Here is a 23,264-nt window from a genome sequence, read left to right as displayed (position 1 = left end):
TATAAAATAACCATATGATATATCGAAAGGATGATCAAGATGAGTAAGAAAGTGTTATTAGTATCGACAAGCAGTTCGGAAATGAACGGACATCCAACAGGCTTATGGCTAGAAGAATTGGCAGAGCCATTTCATATTTTTAAAGAAAATGAACTAGATGTCCAAATTGTCTCTATTCAAGGAGGCACTGTGCCTATTGATAAAAATTCCATTCCAGAAGGTGTTCCAGCGCAATATGAAGATGTATATGAATTACTTCAAGACACAAAGGCGCTTACAGATGTGAACCCAGCCGATTATGATGGCATCTTCTTTGCGGGAGGACACGGCCCAATGATCGACTTTGCATCTAATCAACTGGTAGCCGATGCAATCTTAGCCATTTCAGACAAAAATGGTGCAGTCGGAGCTGTTTGTCACGGCGTTTCAGCATTCGTTGATGTGAAGGATCAAAATGACAAATCTTTTATCGAAGGCAAAAAAATCACAGGCTTCACAAACGAAGAAGAGGAAGCTGTTCAGCTGACATCAAAGGTTCCATTTTTATTGGAAACAAAACTTCGTGAGCAAGGGGCAGCGTTTGAAAAAGGAGATGCCTTTGCACCATTCGCTGTAGTTGACGGGCAAATCATTACTGGACAAAACCCAGGTTCCAGCGCAGAAACAGCACGCCTGTTTGTTAAAACCATTTCATAAAATGATCAACCAGTCGTAATATATGCGGCTGGTTTTTTTGTCATAAAGATGTCCTAAAAAAGACCAAAACAATGAATAGAATAATGGTAAAATATTAACAGGGCAAAAAACCCAATTAAGGAAAAAGGGGATGTTCCTGTGAGAGCATTTTATGTGAAAATCACTGCAGCTTTATTGTCTATTTTACTTGTCACAACAGGTTTATTTTCACCAGCATTAAAAGCAGAAGAAGCACCGAAATCAGATGGGAAATTGTCACCACTGACGGAAAAAGCCATTCAGCAAGTGCAAGAGTCGTTTTTGAAGCAGGATGAAGGAACCGCTATCCAACAGAAGCAACTGAAAAAATCTTTTAAAGTAGATAAGAAAAATGGAATCAGTATCAAACGAAAAGCCGCTAAAGATGGCAAGATGCGTACATCTGCCATTCGCTCCATTGATGGACTAGCAATCAACCAATCTGTTGTCTTATCAGAGGACGACCCAGTTGATTTATGGTTTTTAAGCACATCTTCACCTCAGGCACTCATCAGCCGGATTACCTCTTCAAATCCCGATTATTTCGTTCAATTATTTGTTGTTGATTATGAAACAGGACAAGCGTACCCAACAGACCTGATTCAGCCCGCAGGCAGTCTCCTTGGTTTGACCAACTTACCAGCAGGTGACTACGCATTCGGTATCACAAGCGGTGGAGATTTCGGAGACTCTTACACGTTACAAGTGAATGCAAAAAACCCGCCCAATTTCACAGGGGCTGCGTCCCTATCGTCAACCTTACAATACTTTGTAGCTGAGTATGCAAATGGGGATGTATTTGCAAATGGCGCAAAAGTATACAACAAGCAATCGAAGACAGCAGATTATGAATGGGAGCGTGTATTTTATTTCTCTTATGATGGTAAATACGAACAAAGAACCCACTCAATTTCAAGTGTAAAAGTGAAAAGCATTTCCGCTCCAGTGTCGTACTCAGCGCCTTATGCAAGCTCCTCAGAGGCCATTCTCGTCTACTTAGATGTTGAGACATTGTTTATGTACCATCAATCTTCATATGCAAGCGGTCAATATTACCACGATACCTTTGTAGATACACTTGGCAAGAAAACGCCAAGGTATTTAGATATTGATGATATGACAAATTACGGTGATCATATTTTAGCTGTTGATTTGAAAACAGGAAAGCCAATTGATTTCTTCAGTGTCCTTAATTTTTACTATGCCGCAGGGATCGAGAAGCTGCCAACGATCAAAACATTGAATTAAGAAAGGCGGTTGACATCAAATCACCACATGTGTAGAGTAAAGATAATTAAATGATATAAGTCCACTAGGGGAGTCATGTATGACTGAGACAAGAGGAAATCTTGGACCCTTTGAACCTGATCTAGTTCGTACTAGCGGAGGGAAGTGGAGCTGGACCTTGTCTTATTCATGATTGAATCGATAAGAAGGCCGCTCCATTTGGGGTGGCTTTTTCATTTATTCAACTGAAGAAGAGGAGGCTTTTTTATGACATTTTCAGCGCAATTAAGAAAAGAAACAGAACCATTATTTGAAGCCATTTATCAGCATCCGTTTGTCAGAGGGCTGGCAGCAGGAAAGCTGGAAAAGGAACAGATCATTCATTACGTCAAACAAGATGCAGAATACTTACATGCATTTATTAAAATTTATGCAGCGGCTCTAAGCAGATGTACAGACAAAGAAGATATTGCCTTTTTCCATCAACAAATTGCGTTTGTACTAGATAGTGAGACGCACCCTCATCAAAATCTTTGCCGAGTGGCAGGTGTATCGTATGATGAGCTACAAGGTGCTTCATTGGCTCCGAGTGCTCATCACTATATTCATCACATGCTGCAAGTCGCCCAGGAAGGCACGCTTGGGGAAATCATTGCTGTCCTGCTTCCATGTCCTTGGACATATTGGGAAATTGGAAAACGAATGCTCTCAGACGTGCAGCCTGACCCGTCACATCCGTTTTATGAGTGGATCACGTTTTATGGAGGGTTAACCGACTCTATTACAGTGGAGCTTTGCAAGCGGCTCGATCAGCTGGCGGAAGGAGCAAGTGAGAAGGAAAAGGAAAAAATGAAACAGCACTTTATCTTAAGCTGTCAGCTTGAGTACAAGTTTTGGGAAATGGCGTTTACGGTGGAAGAGTGGCCAGTTCCATTGCAGGTGCATTCATCATGACATGGAAGATGAAAGAAGTCGTCCTTGCTGTCATTTTATCCGTTGCGTGCGGTGTCATCTATTTAGGATGGTCCACACTTTACTTACCAATTACAGCATTAGTTGGCCCAGCAGGAGGCAACATCATGTTTGGCATTTGGGTGATTGCCAGTCCAATCGTCGCGTATATCATCCAAAAGCCGGGAGCTGCCCTGATTGCAGAAACAGCCGCTGCCGCTGTGGAATTACTGACAGGCAGCCACTTTGGTCTTTCAGCCCTGCTGATTGGTGTATGCCAAGGGCTTGGGGCAGAAATCGCCTTTGCTCTTTTTGGTTATAAACGTTATCGCATGTGGACACTAATGCTGTCAGGTGCCTTTGCAGCTGTTGGAGCAATGGCATATAGCCTCGTTGCAAATGGCTTTGGTTATTACACGCCTCAAGTTTTACTCATCACACTGATGACTCAAATCATCAGCGGGATGATACTGGGCGGATGCTTAGCGAAAGTTGTGGTGGACGCATTATCCAAAACCGGTGTACTGAATCAATATGCTATCATGAAAGAAAAACGAAACAAAGGTGAACAGCATGGATTCATTTCTCGCGTGCAATAATCTCACTGTCCGTTTTTATGAACAGCCTCAGCCTGTTTTGCATCAAATCTCTCTTTCCATTCAAAAAGGAGAAAAGGTGCTTATTTTAGGACCAAGCGGAAGCGGTAAATCCACACTCATTTCAGTTCTGGCTGGGATTATTCCAGAACATATGGAAGCTGACATGCAGGGCGAAGTGATATTGCAAAGACATACAGGCGTCATGTTTCAAGATCCTGATTCCCAGTTTTGTATGCACCGCGTCAATGAAGAAATTGCCTTTAGCTTAGAGAACCGTTCCGTCCCTCGTGAAGAGATGGATGACATCATTCAGCAGCTCATGCAAAAAGTCCAACTCGATGTCGATCCGAATACAGACATTCATACATTATCTGGCGGCATGAAGCAGCGATTGGCACTTGCTTGTTTACTAGCGTTAGAGCCAGATGTGCTGTTCTTTGATGAACCGACCGCACAGCTTGACCCAGCAGGCAGAATGGAGGTTTTCCAGCTGCTACAGCAGCTTGCAGGTGAGCAGCGACAAACCATGATTTTTGTAGAGCATGTGCTAGATGGTGTCATCGAATGGATGGACCGGGTGATTTTATTAGACGATCAAGGCAGCATTTTAGCAGAGGGGCCTCCAAAAGATGTGCTCGCGACATATGAAGAAGAAATGAAAGAGGCAGGGATTTGGCGGCCGAAATTATTTCCCGAGAAATGGTCCACAATTATTCAAGACCCATTTCATCCAATGAGTCAAACGCTTATGCAAACCTTTGAAACAAGAAAAGAGCAGCGTAAAAAAGTGCCGTCGACTGAGCGAGAGACCATCATTCGCACAGAAGATCTTCAATTAAGCTACGGGAAAAAAAGGATTATGAGTGACCTTCAGCTGGATATCAAAGCAGGGGATTGGGTGGCGATAATTGGGGAAAATGGAAGCGGGAAAAGCACATGTCTCAAACATTTAGTCCGTTTAGAGCCAACGAAAAAAGGCAGCATTTTCTTAAAAGAGACACCCCTCAAAAAGTGGTCTGACCGACGACTATATGAAAAAGCAGGCTTTGTGTTTCAAAATCCGGAGCTTCAATTCATACAAGACACAGTCTACGATGAAATCGCATTTGGTGGAAGACAGCGAAATTGGCCAGAATCCGTTGTGCAAGAAAAAACAGTTCAGCTATTGGAAGAGTTCGGTTTAGAGAAGCATGCAAAAGCGCATCCTTTCACCTTAAGCTTAGGTCAAAAAAGAAGATTGAGTGTGGCCACAATGCTCCTTTTTGATCAGGATGTACTATTGTTAGACGAACCGACTTTCGGGCAGGATGAAAGAACGGCGAAGGAATTAATGAGGCGTTTGAAAGAGCGTCAATGCCAAGGCACCACCATTTTGATGGTCACACATGATATGGACCTCGTCGATAAGTGTGCCGATCAAGTGCTTCTTTTTCACCAAGGAAAGCATGTGTATGATGGCACGCCTTATGATTTATTTTCAAATCAGGAACTTGTCGATGCTTATCAGCTGAGAGCCCCTTTGCATTATCGCTATGTGGCTGAAAGAAAGGACGTGCTGACGATTGCAAAGTAATCACTCCTTTCTTTCCACTGTGAATCCAGTCATCAAATTACTCGCTCATCTGCTCGCGATGTGTTGTCTCATGGCGATATCTGACCCTAAAACAACCTTCATCATCTGGCTGTTTGCACTTGGTATTGGACTTGTCTTAGGCGGATGGAATATGAAGTATCTTTTCACAAGACTTGTCCCTTATCTGCTCTTTTTTATTCTCGTATTTTGGATGATGGCGGCCTTTGGCAAGGGGGATCATACTGTTTGGAAGTGGGCATGGTTTCATATCACAGAGGAGAGTTTGAAAAATGGCCTTACCATTTCTTTCAGAATGCTTGGCTTTGTGACATTCGGTCTCCTTTTTACGTCCACAACAGATTTGACGGCCTTTATGATGAGCTTAATACATCAATGCCGAATGTCCCCAAAATGGGCATATGGGATGCTTGCCGGCTTCCGGTTTATCCCGTTATTTCAAAGTGAATTAAAGCAAATGAAGGCAGCACATAAAATCAGAGGCTATAAGCAAAAAAACAGCTGGAAAGCCTTTATGCGTTATGCACTTCCTCTTTTTACGCAGGGCGTACGAAAATCAGAGCGCTTAGCGATTGCGATGGAAGCACGAGGTTTCACGGGGGCGAGGGAGCGGACGTATTATCATGTCATCAGCACTTCGTGGATCGACTATATGTATCTTTTGCTCATCGGTATCAGTGTCTTGATGTGCATGTCCTTTTTTTAAAAATACCCACATTCTCTTGATAGAATGTGGGCTTTTTATATGTCTTAGGTCATTTGATTGATATTAGTGCACATTACAGGCTGTAATAGACCTTATAACGAACCGATAAAGAGGATGTACTGAGAAAAAGAGAGGATGAACGTGAGCGAATGTCACAGAGAATTGATAACATAATAGACGCTTTACCAATCATTGGACTAGCTATGAGAGAGCAACTAACCTTTTCTGTTTTAGGGAAAGAGAAGGTTCTTTATTATCAGCAACATGGGAACATTGACTTAGGGTTTAAAGCTGGGGACATAGTAGCTCCAGGGTTCGAAAACTTTTCTATGTTGAAAAATGGGAGAGAGCCATCGTTTATCCAAATTCCGAAAGAGGTATACGGGATTCCAATGGATATTGTAGCCGTTCCAATTAAAGATGAGACGGGTCAAGTAGTCGCTGCTTTCTGCGTGGCCTATGACCAGACCAATCAACAACGATTAGATCACATCATGACGGAGAGCAACCAAGCTTCCGAAAAACTAGTCGCAATGGTACAGCAAGTTGCCGCACATTCAGAGGAACTACAAGCGACAAGTGAACAAATTCTACAAAACACGAAAACCACTGTAGAAAATTCCTCTAAAATCAATCAAGTGTCCAATCTTATAAAAGGTATCTCTGATCAAACGAACTTACTTGGACTCAACGCATCAATTGAAGCTGCAAGAGTAGGTGAAGCAGGAGCAGGCTTCGGAGTGGTCGCAACGGAAGTAAGAAAGCTGTCAACTCACGCCAAACAAGCGACGACGGATATTGAAACAGCGCTAAAAGATGTGCAGGGATCGATTAAAGGAATGGAAGAAGAAATAGCACAAATTGTCGCTTCCTCTGAGCATCAAGCAGAGCTTGTAGGCACGTTCACAAAAATTATTGAAGGTCTTCATGAAACAAATGAAACGATGAAATCACTGGCAGAAGACTTAGTGAACTATCAAGTGAAATAAAAAATACCGACCAAAACCTCCAGATGAATCGGAGGTTTTTTTACGTTTTAAGGTGGGCAAGTTGTTCGGATAATGACCGATTTATCGCTGACAGGCAGGGTACACTTCTGTATGATAGAAAAAGAGATACTAGTCTGGTCAGTAGACCTATTCATAAGGAGGAAGACCATCGTGACACAATCAGCGAAGCTGCAAGAAATAATAGCACCTTACCGTACAATGTTAGATCAAACTGAACAACCAATGATTCAATTACAGATGAAACAAGGAAAAACAGGACCATACGACAGCAAAATTGCAGGCGATCCTTACTTCCCAAAAAACGACGAATATCCAGTTGATGGTGAAGGACACCCTATGAAGCTTTTGGCACAAATAAATTTTGGACAGCTGCCGAAGCTGAAGGATTATCCAGAAACAGGACTTTTGCAAGTCTTTATTTCTGTGCATGATGATCTTTATGGGATGAATATTGACCATAAAACAGAGCAAAAAGATTTTCGGATCAAATTTATTGAGGAACCTTTCTTGGCAGAAGAAGAGCTGTTGACTGATTTTTCTTTTGTGAAAATTCCAGACGACTTTTATTTTCCTGTGACGAAGGAAGGCGCAATTACAGGTGAACTGGCAAGCGAAACGGTCAGTGTAGGAGATTTTCGCTTTGAAAAAGTCACAGGTAAGCGAAGCTGGGACCTATTCGAAGATGTAAAAGGCATTGATGGAGATGAAGCTGATGCCCTGCTAGATGAATTTCATGATGCAGCGAGTGGCTTTGGTCACAAATTGGGCGGATATCCAGGCTTTACACAAGAGGACCCGCGTACCTATGAAGACCAGGAACATACCGTTCTGTTATTACAAATCGACTCAGATGATGAAGTAGATCTGTTGTGGGGAGATTGCGGAATCGCCAACTTTTTTATCAAACCAGAAGACCTCAAACGAAAAAATTTCGAGAATGTCGTCTATAATTGGGATTGCTCCTAATTTTGTAAAAAACACTCTTTAAGCACTCTTTTTAGAGTGTTTTTATGTATGTTTTTAGACTTTTTTGCCCCTATTTCGTCATTTTTGAGAGGTAATATGTCATTCTTTCTAGTTGACCGTATCAAAAAAAAATGTAAAATCATCTTAAAGTCCTCTTTTTTGAAGATAATAATAAAATGACATATCAATCTACAATGAGATGCTCGAAAAAGCGGAATGTACTGGGGGGTATCAATTGATCATTTCGAAAGTAATCAATAATAATGTGGTCAGTGCGTATGATGACGAGCAGCATGAGCTGGTCATTATGGGCAGAGGGATCGCTTTTCAAAAGAAAAGTGGAGATCCGATTGACGAAGAACGTATTGAAAAAGTATTTTCCATTCAAAATAAAGATATATCAGAAAAATTCAAAACCCTGCTTTATGATATTCCGATCGAGTATATGCAAGTGTGTGAGGCGATTATTGATCATGCGAGAACAACCCTTAATAAAAATTTGAATGACAGCATCTATGTGACACTGACGGATCATATTACCTTTGCTATTGAACGTCATCAAAAAGGAATGGACATCAAAAATGCTTTGCTCTGGGAAATCAAACGGTTGTACAAAGAAGAGTTCATGTGTGGTGTAGAAGCGATCCGGATTATTCAGGACAAGCTTAACATTCATCTTCCTGAGGATGAAGCCGGTTTTATTGCGATGCATATTGTCAATGCAGAGCTCAATGAAGAAATGCCGAACGTGATTCAAATTACCAAACTCATTCAAGATATTTTAAATATCGTCAAGTATCACTTTCAAATTGATTTAGACGAGGAATCATTAAATTATTTCCGTTTTGTCACGCATTTGAAGTTTTTTGGACAGCGTCTGTTTAACGAAACACAAATGGAAAATCAAAATGAATTCCTGTATGAAGTAGTAAAAGAGAAAAACACCGCGGCTTTTCAATGTGCTGAGAAAATTAATGATTATGTTCAAAAAGAATACAACCGAAGTCTCATAGAAGATGAGATGCTATATTTAACTTTGCATATCGACAGAGTGGTAAAAAGAAAATAAATTCAAAAAGAAAGCGTTGACATCATAAAATTAACATGATAATTTATAACTATAAACGAAATAACCCACAATCTTTTAGGATTGTTACTGGTCAAGCAGGCAAAACCTAAATCATTGTCCCTATCTTTGATAAGGCGTGATTTAGGTTTTTTTATATCTAAAGACTTATAAAAATTAAATAACGATCAATCGCTATGAAGGATTGTTACTGGTTAAGCAGGCAAAACCTAAATATCGATTAATGTCTGAATTGCTATTTCTCGGACATTAATGGATGTTTAGGTTTTTTCTATATCATGATTTAATCAACGATTGGAGGGTAATACAATGAACCACAAACAAACAGCAAAAGAAGTTCTAGAGCTTGTCGGCGGTGAAAAGAACGTCAAGCACGTCACGCATTGTATGACAAGACTTCGCTTCAACTTATACGATGAAGGCAAAGCGGATAAAGAGAAGCTGCAATCAACAGACGGCGTCATGGGTGTGAATCAAAGCGGAGGCCAATATCATGTCATTATTGGCAATGATGTTTCAAATGTCTATCAAGCGATGATTGCTGACTCAGGACTGTCAACAGATGTAAAGTCAGGCGGTACAGAAGAAGCATCAAAACAAAATGTGATATCAAAGCTTTTCGATTTTATCTCTGGTGTCTTCACGCCGATTCTTCCAGCCATCGCTGGAGCCGGTATGATCAAAGGAATATTGGCACTCATGCTTACGTTCCAGTGGATATCAGATAAAAGCAGCACGTATGCAATTTTAACAGCCATCGGAGACGGAGCCTTTTACTTCTTACCGATTCTACTAGCTGTAAGCGTAGCCAAAAAACTTGGCACAAATCAGTATATTGCCGCTGCCATTGCAGCAGCAGCACTGCACCCGCAGTTAACTGCTTTACTGGGTGCGGGAAATACAGAATTTCTAGGCTTGCCAGTGGTTTCTGTTGTGTACTCTTCATCGGTGATTCCAATTCTACTTACCATCTGGCTCGGCTCATATGTTGAAAGATTTGCAGAAAAATATAGTCCGAAATCATTAAAGATCATCCTTGTTCCAACGGTCACACTTCTTGTCGTTGTACCAATTATGCTCATCGCTGTTGGACCGCTTGGTGGGATTATCGGAAATGGTCTTTCAGGTGGAATTGATTTATTGTTTAAACATGCAGGTATTTTGGCCGGACTCTTGATCGGCGGCTTCATGTCACCATTGATCATTACGGGTATGCACTATGCACTACTTCCAATCATGATCAACAACATTACGTTAAACGGTTTTGACTACATTCTCCCAATGATGTTTGTAGCGAATATGGCCCAAGCAGGCGCAGCATTCGGTGTCTTCTTAAGATCAAAAAACAAAACATTCAAATCATTGGCGATGTCTACAAGTATCACAGCATTAATGGGTATTACTGAACCTGCTATGTATGGTGTGAACATGCGATTGAAAAAACCGTTCTTTGCAGCCCTCATTGGTGCAGCAGCAGGCGGCGTGTTCATGTCGATCTTTAAAGTAAAATCATATGTTGTGTCGGGATCAGCAGGTATTCCAGGTATCCCAACATTCGTTGGCCCAACATTTGTCTACTCAATCATCGGTTTAGTGATCGGCTTTGTCGTAGCAACCATCATGACACTTGTTCTAGGGTTCAAAGATGTACCAGTGAAAGATGATACAAAGGCAGACAAACCAGAAGAAAAGAAAGATACAGCAGCACTTCAAAATGAAGTGGTACAAAGCCCGCTTGAAGGTCAACTAAAGCCGCTAAATCAAGTGAATGATGCAACATTCTCTAATGAAATCATGGGTAAAGGTGCAGCCATTGTCCCAACAGTTGGACGTGTTGTAGCACCGTTCAACGGTAAGGTTGAAACCATTTTTCAAACGAAACATGCCATTGGCTTAAAGAGTGACCAAGGCACAGAGCTTCTCATCCATGTTGGAATTGATACAGTGAAGCTTGGCGGAAAGCATTTCACAAGTCATGTGCAGTCAGGTGATCTTGTTCAAGCAGGAGATGTGCTCGTTGAATTTGATATCGAGGGCATTCAGCAAGAAGGCTATGATGTCACGACACCAATTATCGTCACCAATACAAATGATTTCGCACAGGTTGATGCGAAAACAGATGGCACGATTACAGTGAAAGAGACACTGCTCACAGTCAGTGTAGAAGAAAATGAGGAGGGCATTCAACATGAACAAGTTAGAAAAAACATTTCCTAAAGGTTTCTTATGGGGCGGCGCTGTTGCAGGCAACCAAATTGAGGGTGCTTATAATAAAGATGGAAAAGGCTTATCGACAGCTGATGTATCACCGCATGGTATTATGCATCCATTTGATGAATCAATGAAAGATCTTAATTTATATCATGATGCAATCGACTTCTATCATCGCTATAAAGAAGATATTGCACTCTTTGCAGAAATGGGATTCAAGTGCTTCAGACTATCCATTTCTTGGCCGCGTATTTTCCCAAATGGCGACGATGCTGAACCAAATGAAGCAGGCCTTGCTTTTTATGACAGAGTATTTGATGAACTGCATAAACATGGAATTGAACCAGTTGTCACGATTTCTCATTATGAAATGCCGCTTGCACTTGTGAAAAACTACGGCGGTTGGAGAAACCGTAAGCTTGTCGATCTTTATGAAACATATGCGAAAACGTTGTTTACTCGCTATAAAGACAAAGTGAAATATTGGATGACCTTTAATGAAATCAACGTCGTGTTACATGCGCCTTTCACTGGCGGCGGACTTGTATTTGAAGAGGGTGATGACGAGAAAAGCATTCAATATCAAGCAGCGCATCACCAATTTGTTGCAAGTGCTTTAGCTGTCAAAGCAGGACACGAAATCATTCCTGATGCGAAAATCGGCTGTATGATTGCAGCGATGACGACTTATCCGTACAGCTCAAGACCAGAAGATATGTTTGCTGCAATGGATCAGGATCGTAAAACATTGTTCTTCTCAGATGTACAGGCAAGAGGCTACTACCCAGGTTACATGAAACGATACTTCCGCGAAAATGGAATTCATATTGAGATCCAAGATGGTGATGAAGACATCCTAAGAAACCATACAGTGGACTATATTGGCTTCAGCTATTACATGAGCTTTGTGACAAGTACAGATCCAGAGATTCTTGGACAAGTGACTGGTGGTAACCTATTTGAAGGCGTGAAAAACCCTTATCTAGAAGCAAGTGATTGGGGCTGGCAAATTGATCCAAAAGGACTTCGTACAACACTAAACCAGCTATATGACCGTTACCAAAAACCATTGTTTATCGTAGAAAATGGACTGGGAGCTGTCGATCAAGTAGAAGAAGACGGGTCCATTCAAGACGATTACCGAATTGATTACCTCAGAAGCCATTTGCTAGAGGCGAAAGAAGCCATCGCAGACGGAGTAGACCTGATTGGTTATACAAGCTGGGGCCCAATTGACCTTGTCAGCGCATCAACAGCTGAAATGAAAAAACGCTACGGCTTCATTTATGTCGACCGTGATAATGAAGGAAACGGTACATTAGATAGAAAGAAAAAGAAAAGCTTTGATTGGTATAAACAAGTGATTGCTACGAATGGTGAGCATTTATATGCTTAAAAGAAAAAGACAAACCGCTCAATCTACGGTTTGTCTTTTTTTCGTCAAAGAGACTACGAAGTCCACACTTGATCCGCAATCTCAATTACATGACGAAGCTTTTCCCATTGCTGCTCTTCTGTTAACAGATTGCCTTCCTCCGTTGAGGCGAACCCGCATTGTGGACTCAAACAAATTTGATTAATGTCCACGTATTGAGCCGCTTCCTCGATCCGCTTTTTAATCTGTTCAACAGGCTCAAGCTCACCGTATTTTGAAGTGACAAGGCCTAGTACGATTTGTAGGTTAGGGTTCTTCACATAGCGAAGGGGTTCAAAACCGCCAGAACGATCGTCGTCGAACTCTAAAAAGAGACCATCCAGATCTAAGCCGGCAAAAATCGTTTCTGCCGCTGCTTCATAACCGCCTTCAGCTGCCCACGTCGATTTAAAGTTACCACGGCAAATGTGCATGGTGATCACCAAATCCTCTGGACGATCGGCAACCGCTTCATTGATTGTTTTCGCAAATGACTCACGAAGTTCATCTTCTTCTCGGCCAAAGGCTTTGATTTGTTCATGACCTTTTTCAGAAAAGAATACGGCCCATGCGGTATCATCGAGCTGTAGATAACGGCAGCCTGCATCATAAAAAGCACGGATGGCTTTCTTATACGCCTGTGCCACATCATGGTGGAATGCCTCTAGGCTGTCGTATACTCCTTCTTCAAGCTTTCCACGGAAAAAGAGCATATTCGGACTTGGAATCGTCATTTTAGCTGTATGATCACCAGCGATGCTGTGAAGGAATCGATAATCCTCCAGCATTGGATGATCTGTAAAATCAATCTTGCCTGTTACCTTGATGCCACGCGCTTTTGTCATCGTATTGTGGAATTGAATACCTTGATCCGCTTCAAATCCTTCGACTCCATCTAATCCCTCAAGAAAGTCAAAATGCCACCATGCACGTCTGAATTCTCCATCTGTGACAACCTCTAATCCAATTTCTTTTTGCTTCTCCACAATGCGTGTAATTTCTTCATTTTCAATTTGTCGGAGCTGCTCTGCTGTCAGTGTGCCGTCTGCTTTTTGCTTGCGTGCTTCCTTGATACGTTCTGAACGAAGTAAGCTGCCTACTTGATCTGCGCGAAATGGCGGTTTCGTTGTTTTCTTTCCAATGGTTTGTACTTGTGTCATGCTGAATCCCTTCTTTCTACAGGTTAAAAATCAAATAAAAAAGCTCTTCCTTGGATAAGGAAGAGCATCATATACTGAGAGAACTCTGCCTTATCTTCAAACAAGCATCTGCTTGCCTAAGGAATTAGCACCATTCTGTTCCTAGGAACAGCGGTTGCCGGGTTTCACAGGGCCAGTCCCTCCACCACTCTTAATAAGGTTACCTTTTGATTCAATTTTCTTAATATACACAATTATTCAACCTTTTCGAGAAAAAGTCAATGGTTTTTACTGTTTAATTTTCTACATAAACAAATAACGGTAAACAAACCCGATGTGGAAAAAGGAAGAATAATATGGAAATAGCGCTTCTTTTGGTTCTTTTGTCATGGTATACTCAATTGGTAATAGACAAAAATGGGGGTTTTTACTATGACGATGAAAAAAGGCCTAACGATCAGTCTGCTTATTTTTTCGCTGATTGTTTCGTTGTTTGCGCCAGTTGGATCGGCGGATGCCAAACAAGCAAAAAAAGCAAAAGTAAGCACACACTATTATAAAAAGAAAAAAACGTTCAAATATGCACAGGTGAAAAACCTAAGCAAGGCGCATATGAAAACCATCAATCGTGATTTGAAAGAAGATATTTCCTTCTCCTATTCTACGTACTTGTTCTTAAAGGACGAAGCGAAAAAGGAAGGCTTTGGGAAGATCACGTACGAAAGATCGTTTAAAACGAAATTTAACAATGGGAAGAAGCTCAGTATCTTAAACTATGACTACATGAATGATGGTGGAATGCATGGGGATACGATGGTTTCCAGCATGAACTATGTGTTAACAAAGAAAAAGACAAAGCAGCTGTTCTTGACAGACGTTGTGAAAACAAAGAAAAAACGTACGAAAGTAAGAGATTATATTTATAACTACACAAAGAAACATAAAAGCAAATTCTATGCGAACCTGAAAAAAAGTGACATTGAAATCAACTACAACACGCAGTATTACTTCACGAAAAAGGGAATTGCTGTTGTCTTCCAGCCATATGAAATTTCACCTTATTATGTAGGAATTCCTATGATTCAAGTTCCTGCGAAGGTATATAAATAAAAAGAAAAACGGCCAATGAATCTGGTCGTTTTTTGTTATTTACTCAAACAAAAAGAGCCCCTCATGAGGCTCTCTCTTTAGATTTATACTTGTTTAGGTGCATCATTTAGTGGATGACGGCGTTTTCCGTTGTAGTGGCGGCGCATACGAAAGATTTCAAACTCCGAAAGCTCTGCGCTTTTTCGTTTTGGTGTGCGGTTATCTTTTTTGAAAGAGAATAGTAAGTAGCAGCAAAGTGAAGCGATAATCAATAAAATCATCATATGACATTCCTCCAATTCATCCTATTCTTTAGTGTAGACAGGGTGAGTGATGTTTATAACTGAAAATAAGCAGCAGAATCGGTTTAGTTCTTAAGGTTTAGTCGATCTGCTAATTTAGGTCTAAAATACTGGTTGTTTTTAACTATTATATTTCCAGTTATTGCACTCGTCAAGAAGAATTTTTCTGGTGTTGTCTCTATTAGTACGAAAAAGTGTCATAAAAGTTTCAGAAAATTGTAAACTTTTATTAAAAAACCGTTCCCGAACAGGAACGGTTTTAAACATATCTATGCTTTTTCTTCAAATAAACGTGCGATTTCAACGATGACTTCTGTTGCTTTCACCATGTTCTCGACAGAAATAAATTCATATTTACCGTGGAAGTTTTCCCCGCCAGTAAAGATGTTTGGCGTTGGAAGACCTTTATATGAAAGCTGGGAGCCATCTGTACCGCCGCGGATGGGTTCGATCACAGGTGTCACTGAGCGGTTTTCCATTGCTTCATGGGCAATATCCACAATATGTTTCACCGGCTCAATTTTTTCTCTCATATTATAATATTGATCTTGAATGCTGAGATTTATGCTGTTTTCTCCGTAGATGGCTTTTAAGTCATTTGCTATTTTTTCAAATAGTGCTTTGCGATCGTTAAATTTGTCTTTATCAAAATCACGAATAATATATTGCAGCTCTGCTTCTTCGACTTCTCCTACAAACTTCGTGAGATGGAAAAATCCTTCGTAGCCTTCTGTATATTCCGGAGATTCATCAGAAGGAAGCTTGTTATGGAAGAGCATCCCAATCTTCGCAGCGCTGACCATTTTGTCTTTTGCTGTCCCTGGGTGGACGTTGTTTCCTTTAATTGATACTTTCGCACCTGCTGCGTTGAAGCTTTCATATTGCAGCTCCCCGAGCGGTCCTCCGTCAATTGTATAAGCATAGGAAGCGCCAAAGGCATCAACATCAAATTTGTGCGGCCCTCTGCCAATTTCTTCATCTGGTGTAAAGGCGACGCGAATTTTTCCATGCTTGATTTCTGGATGCTCAATCAAGTAATGCATAGCGGTCATAATTTCTGCGATACCTGCTTTGTTATCTGCACCAAGCAGGGTCGTGCCATCTGTTGTGATCAGCGTATGTCCTTGATATTTTTGTAAATTTGGAAACTGTGCTGGAGATAAAACGATATGTAGATTTTCATTTAAGGTGATGTCGCCGCCTTGATAGTTTTCATGAAGCTGCGGTTTCACATTCTTGCCGGTGAAGTCAGTGGCTGTGTCGATATGAGCCAGGAAGCCAATGGTCGGCACGTCTTTGTCAGTGTTAGACGGGATCGTTCCCATGACATAGCCGTTTTCATCCATTGTCACTTCTTGAATCCCGATGGACTTCATCTCTTCAACTAGCTGTCTCGCTAGGTTCAACTGTCCTTCAGTAGATGGGCAGCTTTCCTTTTCTGCATCTGACTGCGTATCTACCTTCACATAATTTGTGAAACGCTGAATCATTTCCTTTTTCATCTATACGTCACTCCTTTTGTAGAATACGTCCATTTTATCACGTCTTGAATGCGCTTCATAACAAGAAAGGTTTTCTCTGGCAATTAGAGAGTAAAAAGACCTACTTTCATTAGGTGGTGTGTTGAATGGTTCTTTAGGGTGATTTTTTTGGGTGTCTTTTTATTTATAATGAGGACATATAAAATCATCCATTTGTACGTTAAATTGGGAGAAAGGGGTGCGAAAGTTGGATTCTAGTCAAACGCTGGCACTCGCTCAAAAGTTTCAGGAAGCAGCTGATGAGATTCGGCAGTCAAAGCAGCTGCTGGAGAATCGGCTGAAGGCAGTAGGATCAGGCTGGCAGGGAGAAGCAAGGAATAAATTTGATCAAAGCTTTGAGGAAACAACGTCACGCTATGATCAATTTGAAAAGGACTTGCTTGAAACAAGTCAGGAACTGCGCGACGCAGCGGTCAAAATCGAGGAACGGAAAGCTGAAATTGCCAGAATGGAAGAGCTTGAGCGAAAGAGAAGAGAAGAACGGAGAGAAAGAAATCGAGAAGGGAGATGATGTGATGGCACGTGACATTGTGGTTGATCCAGATCAGCTGACAGGACTGGCGAATGATGTTGTAGGCGAACTGTCTGTCATTGAAACGAAGCACCGCGATTTACATAGTGAACTGGATGGTCTCATTTTAGGCTGTGATCCTCGGTATAGAAGCTGTTTTTCAGGTGTCGGGGATGCATGGGGAGCAGGACAAGCATTGATCAGTAAATTGAGCAGTGATGATATTGCGATTCGTCATGCAAAAGATAAAATGGTCGAAGCAGACGATATTTTACGGAAAATGTACAGCATCTATGATCAATATGGTACACTCACGAGCTTAGCTGGAATTGTGATGATGCAGGCGAAATACTATGGGCTTGGGATGACGACCTTCATTAAAGACAATGGCCGGTATGCAGCGCAGCATTCAAAGCTGCTGCTTGATCTGACCAGCCGGGTAGAAGGAACGAGATTTGACCGGCTAGCAAGGATTTGGCTGAGTAAAAAAGAATTATTAAAACGATCAAACTGGTCGATGGCTGACTTGGTCCATAAGAAATTCACAAAATTTTATCCTGACGATACGGTTGCCTTTACGAATAGCGTTCGTGATTTTACAAAAGGAAGTATCAATTGGAAGGACACGGCTGCTATCAAGTCTGTTCTGAAAAATGGATCAAGATTCGCGAAAGGAAATGCCATCATTGCAACGGTTGTCACTGGTGCAACGGAAACGGTCGGCTGTGGATTGAAAATTGCCGAGAACTATGCAGAATTCGGTGATCAGCCAGAAGTCCTTAAGCGTGAAAATGCGAAGGCTGTTGGAAATGCAGTGAACAATACGGTCTTTATCGCTGGCGGATCTGTCGCAGGTGCCGTTGTCGGAGGAGCTCTAGGAAGCTTTGCAGGACCGATTGGAACCGTTGTCGGAGGAGCCATTGGTTCAGCAGTCGGTGGATTTATAGGAGAAAAAGTCGCCAAGCTGACATCAGGCTTTGCTGAACAGGTTGCAGTGAAATTAAAGGACCCTATTCATGCGGTCGTCGATAAAGGGAAACAAGCATTTGAGCTGGCGGGTCAAGGTGTGAAAGCAGTCAATGACACCATTGATCAGGCAAATCAGGTGATACATAAAGGGATAGAAAAAACAAAAGAAACCGCTGATTCGCTCATAAAAGGTGCAGGCGATTTCTTTAAGGGTGCATTTTCTTTTGGATAAGGAGAGATCAAGTTGGATCAGCTAAGTCTAAGTATTGAGGAACTCATCTTTAGTTTTTACAGTGAAGGCTATTTTGAACAGGGCATGTCCTTAAAGGAAGCCTATTATCCTGATGTAGAGGACGAACGCCTTGGGTTTTTATTTGAAATTGCGTGCCGCTCTTTGCTCGCAAAAGGTGTACTTGAATTTCGAAACAGACAATACCGTTATAAAGGGGAATACCGTCATTTCATCCAGGCGATGAATGATGCATCTCACACCGTCAAAGCGTCTCGATTTGGGGATGTAGATGAAGAAGTCAGTACCTCCTTTCATACGACACAGACGGGCGTATATGCGCACCACACGCTTTATGATCAACAAGTCCATCAGATTCAAAAACTGAAAGACGATCAGCAGGCAGAGGAACAAGTGACTGCCTTTTTCAACATACAGATGAGTGATCACCCTGCACCTGTCATCACCTTGCAAGCAGAGGAATTTGAAATGCTATTAGAGCAAGCAAGTGAGGCGAAGAATGAGTGGCCTTCCTTCCTTCATCGAGCAGAGAACGAAGAACTCGTGCAGGCATTTGTTTCTGATGTAAAGACGAGAAAAGGAAAGATGGACTCCCTGATGAAGGTCGTCTACGACAAAAACAATACGCCTGATGTGGAGTCCATGTTATTTGTCATTCCAGGTGAGGAACAGTCGTGGCTTGTGTCTGGAATAAAAGAAAATGAATTTCGCATTGAGACGGCTCATAGAGACGGATTACGTTCTATATTCTAATGGAGAAAAGGAGAATGACGCTTGAATCCAAGTGAAGTAATAGAAGTGAGGAGCAGGACCTTTTTAAGGGTATGGGCATTCTTAGCAACAGGCGGCTTCGGTATAATCGGTATTTGGTTGTTTTCAGAAGCTCTTACATTTGAATCGAATTATACATTGTTTTTATTTTTAGGCGGACTACTAGGCATTGTTTATGGCTGGATCTCTTTCTTGATGATTTTACCGGCTTTTACGAAGAGAGGAAATGTGATTTTTCGCATTCAGCGCGGGAAGAATGGCGCGGTTTTACATCGCGGGCAAGCGATCCCTTTTCAAGACATTCAATCCATCGATATGCGCAGGCATCGGTACAGTGTACGGGGTTTTCTCTTCATGGATGTGTTGATTCGGAAAATAGACGGGAAATTGATCAAGATTCCAGCGTACAGTATTTTAGATGAAGAAGTATTCGAGCAAGCCGTCAAAAAAGAGATCTACCCATATTTAAATCAGTCAGCCCAAGAGAACTGGAGACAGCAGCATGGTCAGGTCGAAGAGCAGATCGACTAGGATGTATTTTCCATGATTCCGAAGGATGAGGTGCCACTTTTTCGAAGAAATCGTGTATGATGTCAGTAAAGACTGAACACTCGGAGAGGTGATGAGAGATGGATAAAGAGATGGTAATCGACCTCGTCACAGAACAAATGGCACGGATTCGAAAAGAAAAGAATTATACGCAGGACCGCATGGCTGAGGTACTTGGTCTATCGAAACGGCATTTGCAGCAGGTTGAAAAAAATAGGCTGCGCCTCAACTGGACGCAAACTGCGTCCGTATGTGCATTATTCAGGGATAGTGACATTTTAAAAGGGACACTTGGGGATGATCCGCTTGAGATTCTGGAAGTCGTGGCACATGATGAATTGCATCTATCGGTGGAACGTACGATTGGCGGAAAGGTTTGGTGGCGGACGTCTATCAAAAAAGGCACATTTCGTCTTCAGCAAAATGTGCTTAGTCAGCATTACCGCATCTTAGATGATGAGAATTATCGCTATTATAGTTCGTTTAATAAAGATGAAGCGAAGCGGCGGTTAGAGGAATTAAGTCAGCTGTCTTCTCCTTATTCATAAGCAGCTGATAGGAAAAAGGAAAGAGAGGCACCCGATTGATAGGGGCCTCTCTTTTCTGTGTTTATACTTTTAGAGTGTTTTTCGCCCGAATAAAGGCAACAAGCTGTTTGATTTCTTCATCATTTAGGGGAACGCCGTCGACAAGGATGATTCCTTCTTTTGCTTCCGTCAGTTCAATTTTGATATCAGAGATTTTGCGTTGTATCTCTGGCTCGTCCGTTCTACCAAGTAAAAAATCAATGGACGTATCATACAAATCAGCCAGCCGCTTCACTGCTTCAAGCGAAGGTCGTCGGTACCCAGATTCGTAACCGGCATAGGTGCTTTTGGCGATACCTAGGCGATCTGCCGTATGCTGGAGAGACCATTTTTTCTTTTTTCTAAGGGTGGTTAAACGATCGAGTATCATTACATGAACGCTCCTTTATATACAACAACAGTATATCATATTTTGACATGGAATGTACGCGTTATGCGTAATAATTTCTTGATTAATTCGCGTTATGTGACTATAATGGCAATGAAGGTACGCGTAAAGCGTATATTATAGAATAGCACAAGCTAGCTTATAATATGTGTGACAAACGAAGTAATTTTATTGAAAGAGGTGGACCTGTTGAAGAAATTATTGCTTTTAACCACTGGTGGGACGATTGCATCTGTAGAGAGTGAAAACGGTTTGGCTCCAGGTGTTAAAGCTGAGGACCTTTTAAGCTATTTAAACGAAATTAATGCAGAGTATACAATGGACACAAAGTCCCTAATGAGTATAGATAGTACAAATATGCAGCCTGAATACTGGGTGGATATTGCAACAGCCATTTATGAAAATTATGATCAATATGACGGTTTTGTTGTCACGCATGGTACAGACACGATGGCCTATACATCAGCAGCTCTTTCTTATATGCTGCAAAATCCGGATAAGCCAATTGTCATTACAGGCTCACAAATCCCGATTACGTTTAAGAAAACAGATGCGAAGAAAAACATCACCGATGCGATTCGCTTTGCATGTGACGGCGTAGGCGGCGTGTATGTTGTCTTTGATGGCAGAGTCATTCAAGGAACACGCGCAATCAAACTAAGAACGAAAAGCTACGATGCATTTGAAAGTATTAACTACCCATATATTGCATCGATTGAAAACCATCAAATTGAATACAATAGCAAAGTAAAAAGATCGTCAATGAAACCGCTTAAATTAGATGCATCCTTAAACACCGACGTTTGTCTCTTGAAATTGCACCCAGGTCTAAAGCCTGAGTTCTTAGATGCAATCAAAGGTGTGTACAAAGGAGTCGTGATCGAAAGCTACGGCAGCGGCGGTATTCCTTTCGAAGGAAGAAACCTTTTAGAGAAAATCAACGAATTGCTCGAAGAAGGCATTTCTGTTGTCATCACAACTCAGTGTCTTGAAGAAGGAGAAGACATGAGCGTGTATGAAGTAGGACGCAAAATCAATCAAGAACTGGTGGCACGTTCACGAAACATGAACACAGAGGCTATCGTGCCGAAACTCATGTGGGCACTAGGTAAAACAACAGACCCAAGAGAAGTGAAAAAGATTATGGAAACGCCAATCGCAGAAGATTTAGTGATTTAACTATTCTATAGAAAGCAGGTCATATCAGATGGTTCAAGCAACTTATCGCTATGAGAAGGATTTTCTTGGTGAAAAAGAAATTCCGGCAGACGTGTATTATGGGGTTCAAACCCTTCGTGCAAAAGAAAATTTTCCAATTACAGGATATCGCATGCATGAGGAACTGATCAGAGCCTTTGCCATCGTGAAAAAAGCAGCAGCTCAAGCCAATATGGAAGTTGGACGTTTATATGAAGGAATTGGCAATGCCATCGTACAAGCCTCTGATGAGGTCATTGAAGGCAAGCTGCATGAGTACTTTATTGTAGACCCAATCCAAGGCGGCGCAGGAACGTCGATGAATATGAATGCCAATGAAGTGATTGGAAACAGAGCATTAGAAATCATGGGACATCAAAAGGGTGAATACATCCATTTAAGCCCAAACACACATGTAAACATGTCACAATCAACGAATGACTCGTTTCCAACAGCGATCCACATTGCTGTATTGAAGCAGTTAGACATTCTGCTTGAGACAATGCAAACGATGCAGGACGTATTCCAAAAGAAAGCGAAAGAATTTGATCATGTGATCAAAATGGGACGTACGCACCTGCAGGATGCTGTTCCAATTCGTTTAGGACAGGAATTTGAGGCATACAGCCGCGTGCTCAGCCGTGACATTAAACGGATCAACCAATCAAAGCAGCATTTATATGAAGTGAATATGGGTGCAACAGCTGTTGGGACAGGCCTAAACGCAGATCCTCGTTATATTGAAATCGTGGTGAAGAAGCTAGCAGATATTTCTGGTCTTCCGCTTGTAGGCGCAGAGCATCTCGTTGATGCTACGCAAAATACAGATGCTTACACAGAAGTGTCCGCCGCATTAAAAGTATGCATGATGAACATGTCTAAGATTGCCAATGACCTTCGCCTAATGGCTTCTGGTCCGCGTGCAGGTCTTGCTGAAATTGCATTGCCAGCTCGTCAGCCGGGTTCATCCATTATGCCAGGGAAAGTCAATCCAGTCATGGCAGAGCTCATTAACCAAATCGCATTCCAGGTCATTGGGAATGACCACACCATCTGTCTTGCCTCTGAAGCAGGTCAGCTTGAGTTAAATGTGATGGAGCCTGTTTTGGTCTTTAACTTACTTCAATCTATTAGTATAATGAATAACGGATTCCGTTCATTCACAGATCATTGCTTAGTGGACATTGAAGCAAATGAAAAACGTTTGAAAGAATATGTGGAAAAAAGTGCAGGCGTCATTACTGCGGTAAACCCTCACTTAGGCTATGAAGCCGCGGCTAGAATCGCAAGGGAAGCCATTTTGACAGGACAATCGATCAGAGATCTTTGCTTGCAAAATGATGTGTTAACAGAAGAAGAACTTGATATTATTTTGAATCCATATGAGATGACAAAGCCTGGTATTGCGGGTGCAGAGCTCCTAGAGCGATAATTATATCAAAAATTTTATTTTATTAATATGTAGAATTGCCTGTGAAATAGAGAAAAACAGGCA

The 23,264-nt window shown here is 41.6% G+C and carries 23 protein-coding genes and 2 riboswitches; of the genes, 19 read left to right on the top strand and 4 right to left on the bottom strand.

What is annotated here, in order from left to right; all coding sequences use genetic code 11:
• The first annotated feature begins 39 nt into the window (after positions 1-39).
• The 11 genes from C6Y01_RS13750 to bglH all read left to right on the top strand — a co-directional run bounded on the left by C6Y01_RS13750 (position 40) and on the right by bglH (position 12,458).
• On the top strand, positions 40-696 hold the full coding sequence (locus tag C6Y01_RS13750) for a type 1 glutamine amidotransferase domain-containing protein (RefSeq protein ID WP_106038327.1): 657 nt from the start codon (positions 40-42) through the stop codon (positions 694-696).
• Between the two features lie 138 nt (positions 697-834).
• Positions 835-1,962, top strand: coding sequence for a hypothetical protein (locus C6Y01_RS13745; protein ID WP_106036379.1), 1,128 nt, complete (start codon positions 835-837; stop codon positions 1,960-1,962).
• A gap of 56 nt (positions 1,963-2,018) precedes the next feature.
• Positions 2,019-2,122: riboswitch (TPP riboswitch) on the top strand.
• An 86-nt stretch (positions 2,123-2,208) separates the two neighbouring features.
• On the top strand, positions 2,209-2,895 hold the full coding sequence (tenA, locus tag C6Y01_RS13740; RefSeq protein WP_034660490.1) for a thiaminase II: 687 nt from the start codon (positions 2,209-2,211) through the stop codon (positions 2,893-2,895).
• Entirely contained in the window at positions 2,892-3,491 is a 600-nt protein-coding gene (locus tag C6Y01_RS13735; RefSeq protein ID WP_034660488.1) for an ECF transporter S component, read from the top strand. The genes tenA and C6Y01_RS13735 overlap by 4 nt, the downstream gene beginning before the upstream one ends.
• A complete protein-coding gene (locus C6Y01_RS13730; protein ID WP_106038326.1) occupies positions 3,466-5,064 on the top strand; it encodes an ABC transporter ATP-binding protein in 1,599 nt (532 codons plus the stop codon). Before C6Y01_RS13735 ends, C6Y01_RS13730 begins: the two co-directional genes overlap by 26 nt.
• On the top strand, positions 5,054-5,788 hold the full coding sequence (locus C6Y01_RS13725) for an energy-coupling factor transporter transmembrane component T family protein (protein WP_034660485.1): 735 nt from the start codon (positions 5,054-5,056) through the stop codon (positions 5,786-5,788). The genes C6Y01_RS13730 and C6Y01_RS13725 overlap by 11 nt, the downstream gene beginning before the upstream one ends.
• A 149-nt stretch (positions 5,789-5,937) precedes the next feature.
• Positions 5,938-6,777: a methyl-accepting chemotaxis protein gene (locus C6Y01_RS13720; RefSeq protein ID WP_034660484.1), complete on the top strand. Its 840-nt coding sequence runs from the start codon at positions 5,938-5,940 to the stop codon at positions 6,775-6,777.
• Positions 6,778-6,948: 171 nt separating this feature from the next.
• Complete coding sequence (locus C6Y01_RS13715; RefSeq protein WP_034660483.1) at positions 6,949-7,764, top strand: YwqG family protein; 816 nt, start codon at positions 6,949-6,951, stop codon at positions 7,762-7,764.
• A gap of 235 nt (positions 7,765-7,999) precedes the next feature.
• Positions 8,000-8,833: a BglG family transcription antiterminator LicT gene (licT, locus tag C6Y01_RS13710; protein ID WP_034660482.1), complete on the top strand. Its 834-nt coding sequence runs from the start codon at positions 8,000-8,002 to the stop codon at positions 8,831-8,833.
• Positions 8,834-9,160: 327 nt separating this feature from the next.
• Complete coding sequence (locus C6Y01_RS13705; protein WP_095285609.1) at positions 9,161-11,068, top strand: beta-glucoside-specific PTS transporter subunit IIABC; 1,908 nt, start codon at positions 9,161-9,163, stop codon at positions 11,066-11,068.
• Positions 11,040-12,458 carry an aryl-phospho-beta-d-glucosidase gene (gene bglH / locus C6Y01_RS13700; protein WP_106038325.1) on the top strand — a complete coding sequence of 473 codons (1,419 nt, stop codon included), beginning with the start codon at positions 11,040-11,042 and terminating at the stop codon, positions 12,456-12,458. The genes C6Y01_RS13705 and bglH overlap by 29 nt, the downstream gene beginning before the upstream one ends.
• Before the next feature lie 53 nt (positions 12,459-12,511).
• Here bglH and C6Y01_RS13695 read toward each other — a convergent pair whose 3' ends face one another.
• The gene (locus C6Y01_RS13695; RefSeq protein ID WP_106038324.1) at positions 12,512-13,636 is read right to left on the bottom strand and encodes a 5-methyltetrahydropteroyltriglutamate--homocysteine S-methyltransferase; all 1,125 of its coding nucleotides are present in this window, start codon (positions 13,634-13,636) and stop codon (positions 12,512-12,514) included.
• An 87-nt stretch (positions 13,637-13,723) separates the two neighbouring features.
• Positions 13,724-13,836, bottom strand: a riboswitch (SAM riboswitch).
• A gap of 211 nt (positions 13,837-14,047) precedes the next feature.
• Between C6Y01_RS13695 and C6Y01_RS13690 the strand changes: the two genes are divergently transcribed.
• Positions 14,048-14,725 (top strand): DUF3298 and DUF4163 domain-containing protein, encoded by a 678-nt coding sequence (locus tag C6Y01_RS13690; protein ID WP_106038323.1) that lies wholly within the window; start codon positions 14,048-14,050, stop codon positions 14,723-14,725.
• 83 nt (positions 14,726-14,808) lie between these two features.
• Here C6Y01_RS13690 and C6Y01_RS13685 read toward each other — a convergent pair whose 3' ends face one another.
• Both C6Y01_RS13685 and pepT read right to left on the bottom strand, forming a co-directional pair.
• A complete protein-coding gene (locus tag C6Y01_RS13685; RefSeq protein WP_003215411.1) occupies positions 14,809-14,988 on the bottom strand; it encodes a hypothetical protein in 180 nt (59 codons plus the stop codon).
• Between the two features lie 287 nt (positions 14,989-15,275).
• The gene (pepT, locus tag C6Y01_RS13680; protein WP_034660475.1) at positions 15,276-16,508 is read right to left on the bottom strand and encodes a peptidase T; all 1,233 of its coding nucleotides are present in this window, start codon (positions 16,506-16,508) and stop codon (positions 15,276-15,278) included.
• A gap of 226 nt (positions 16,509-16,734) precedes the next feature.
• Here pepT and C6Y01_RS13675 point away from each other — a divergent pair, with 226 nt between their 5' ends.
• The 5 genes from C6Y01_RS13675 (at position 16,735) to C6Y01_RS13655 (ending at position 20,145) form a co-directional block, all read left to right on the top strand.
• Positions 16,735-17,058 (top strand): WXG100 family type VII secretion target, encoded by a 324-nt coding sequence (locus C6Y01_RS13675; protein ID WP_034660474.1) that lies wholly within the window; start codon positions 16,735-16,737, stop codon positions 17,056-17,058.
• 4 nt (positions 17,059-17,062) lie between these two features.
• Positions 17,063-18,259, top strand: coding sequence for a DUF6861 domain-containing protein (locus C6Y01_RS13670; RefSeq protein ID WP_034660741.1), 1,197 nt, complete (start codon positions 17,063-17,065; stop codon positions 18,257-18,259).
• Between the two features lie 12 nt (positions 18,260-18,271).
• Positions 18,272-19,030 (top strand): hypothetical protein, encoded by a 759-nt coding sequence (locus C6Y01_RS13665; RefSeq protein ID WP_095285611.1) that lies wholly within the window; start codon positions 18,272-18,274, stop codon positions 19,028-19,030.
• 21 nt (positions 19,031-19,051) lie between these two features.
• Positions 19,052-19,579, top strand: coding sequence for a YfjD family protein (locus tag C6Y01_RS13660; RefSeq protein ID WP_106038322.1), 528 nt, complete (start codon positions 19,052-19,054; stop codon positions 19,577-19,579).
• Positions 19,580-19,677: 98 nt separating this feature from the next.
• Positions 19,678-20,145 (top strand): helix-turn-helix domain-containing protein, encoded by a 468-nt coding sequence (locus C6Y01_RS13655; RefSeq protein WP_095285613.1) that lies wholly within the window; start codon positions 19,678-19,680, stop codon positions 20,143-20,145.
• A gap of 61 nt (positions 20,146-20,206) precedes the next feature.
• Here C6Y01_RS13655 and C6Y01_RS13650 read toward each other — a convergent pair whose 3' ends face one another.
• Positions 20,207-20,554 carry a helix-turn-helix domain-containing protein gene (locus C6Y01_RS13650; RefSeq protein ID WP_095285614.1) on the bottom strand — a complete coding sequence of 116 codons (348 nt, stop codon included), beginning with the start codon at positions 20,552-20,554 and terminating at the stop codon, positions 20,207-20,209.
• A gap of 207 nt (positions 20,555-20,761) precedes the next feature.
• Here C6Y01_RS13650 and C6Y01_RS13645 point away from each other — a divergent pair, with 207 nt between their 5' ends.
• On the top strand, positions 20,762-21,751 hold the full coding sequence (locus tag C6Y01_RS13645; protein ID WP_003215391.1) for an asparaginase: 990 nt from the start codon (positions 20,762-20,764) through the stop codon (positions 21,749-21,751).
• 28 nt (positions 21,752-21,779) lie between these two features.
• Positions 21,780-23,201: an aspartate ammonia-lyase gene (gene aspA / locus C6Y01_RS13640; RefSeq protein WP_034660470.1), complete on the top strand. Its 1,422-nt coding sequence runs from the start codon at positions 21,780-21,782 to the stop codon at positions 23,199-23,201.
• Positions 23,202-23,264: the final 63 nt, after the last annotated feature.

Origin of the sequence: Bacillus sp. NMCC46 (assembly GCF_002998465.1) — a bacterium.
Lineage (GTDB): Bacteria > Bacillota > Bacilli > Bacillales > Bacillaceae > Bacillus.
Note: the sequence above shows the minus strand (reverse complement) of the source record. Positions and strands in the feature narration are given on the sequence as shown.

Bases quoted from the DNA above. Each gene is read 5' to 3' on its own strand.
- C6Y01_RS13720 (WP_034660484.1), top strand. From the start codon at position 5,938: ATGTCACAGAGAATTGATAACATAATAGACGCTTTACCAATCATTGGA.
- C6Y01_RS13750 (WP_106038327.1), top strand. From the start codon at position 40: ATGAGTAAGAAAGTGTTATTAGTATCGACAAGCAGTTCGGAAATGAAC.
- bglH (WP_106038325.1), top strand. From the start codon at position 11,040: ATGAACAAGTTAGAAAAAACATTTCCTAAAGGTTTCTTATGGGGCGGC.
- pepT (WP_034660475.1), bottom strand. From the start codon at position 16,508: ATGAAAAAGGAAATGATTCAGCGTTTCACAAATTATGTGAAGGTAGAT.
- C6Y01_RS13695 (WP_106038324.1), bottom strand. From the start codon at position 13,636: ATGACACAAGTACAAACCATTGGAAAGAAAACAACGAAACCGCCATTT.
- C6Y01_RS13735 (WP_034660488.1), top strand. From the start codon at position 2,892: ATGACATGGAAGATGAAAGAAGTCGTCCTTGCTGTCATTTTATCCGTT.
- C6Y01_RS13690 (WP_106038323.1), top strand. From the start codon at position 14,048: ATGACGATGAAAAAAGGCCTAACGATCAGTCTGCTTATTTTTTCGCTG.
- C6Y01_RS13705 (WP_095285609.1), top strand. From the start codon at position 9,161: ATGAACCACAAACAAACAGCAAAAGAAGTTCTAGAGCTTGTCGGCGGT.
- C6Y01_RS13670 (WP_034660741.1), top strand. From the start codon at position 17,063: ATGGCACGTGACATTGTGGTTGATCCAGATCAGCTGACAGGACTGGCG.
- C6Y01_RS13730 (WP_106038326.1), top strand. From the start codon at position 3,466: ATGGATTCATTTCTCGCGTGCAATAATCTCACTGTCCGTTTTTATGAA.
- C6Y01_RS13685 (WP_003215411.1), bottom strand. From the start codon at position 14,988: ATGATGATTTTATTGATTATCGCTTCACTTTGCTGCTACTTACTATTC.
- C6Y01_RS13655 (WP_095285613.1), top strand. From the start codon at position 19,678: ATGGATAAAGAGATGGTAATCGACCTCGTCACAGAACAAATGGCACGG.
- tenA (WP_034660490.1), top strand. From the start codon at position 2,209: ATGACATTTTCAGCGCAATTAAGAAAAGAAACAGAACCATTATTTGAA.
- C6Y01_RS13650 (WP_095285614.1), bottom strand. From the start codon at position 20,554: ATGATACTCGATCGTTTAACCACCCTTAGAAAAAAGAAAAAATGGTCT.
- aspA (WP_034660470.1), top strand. From the start codon at position 21,780: ATGGTTCAAGCAACTTATCGCTATGAGAAGGATTTTCTTGGTGAAAAA.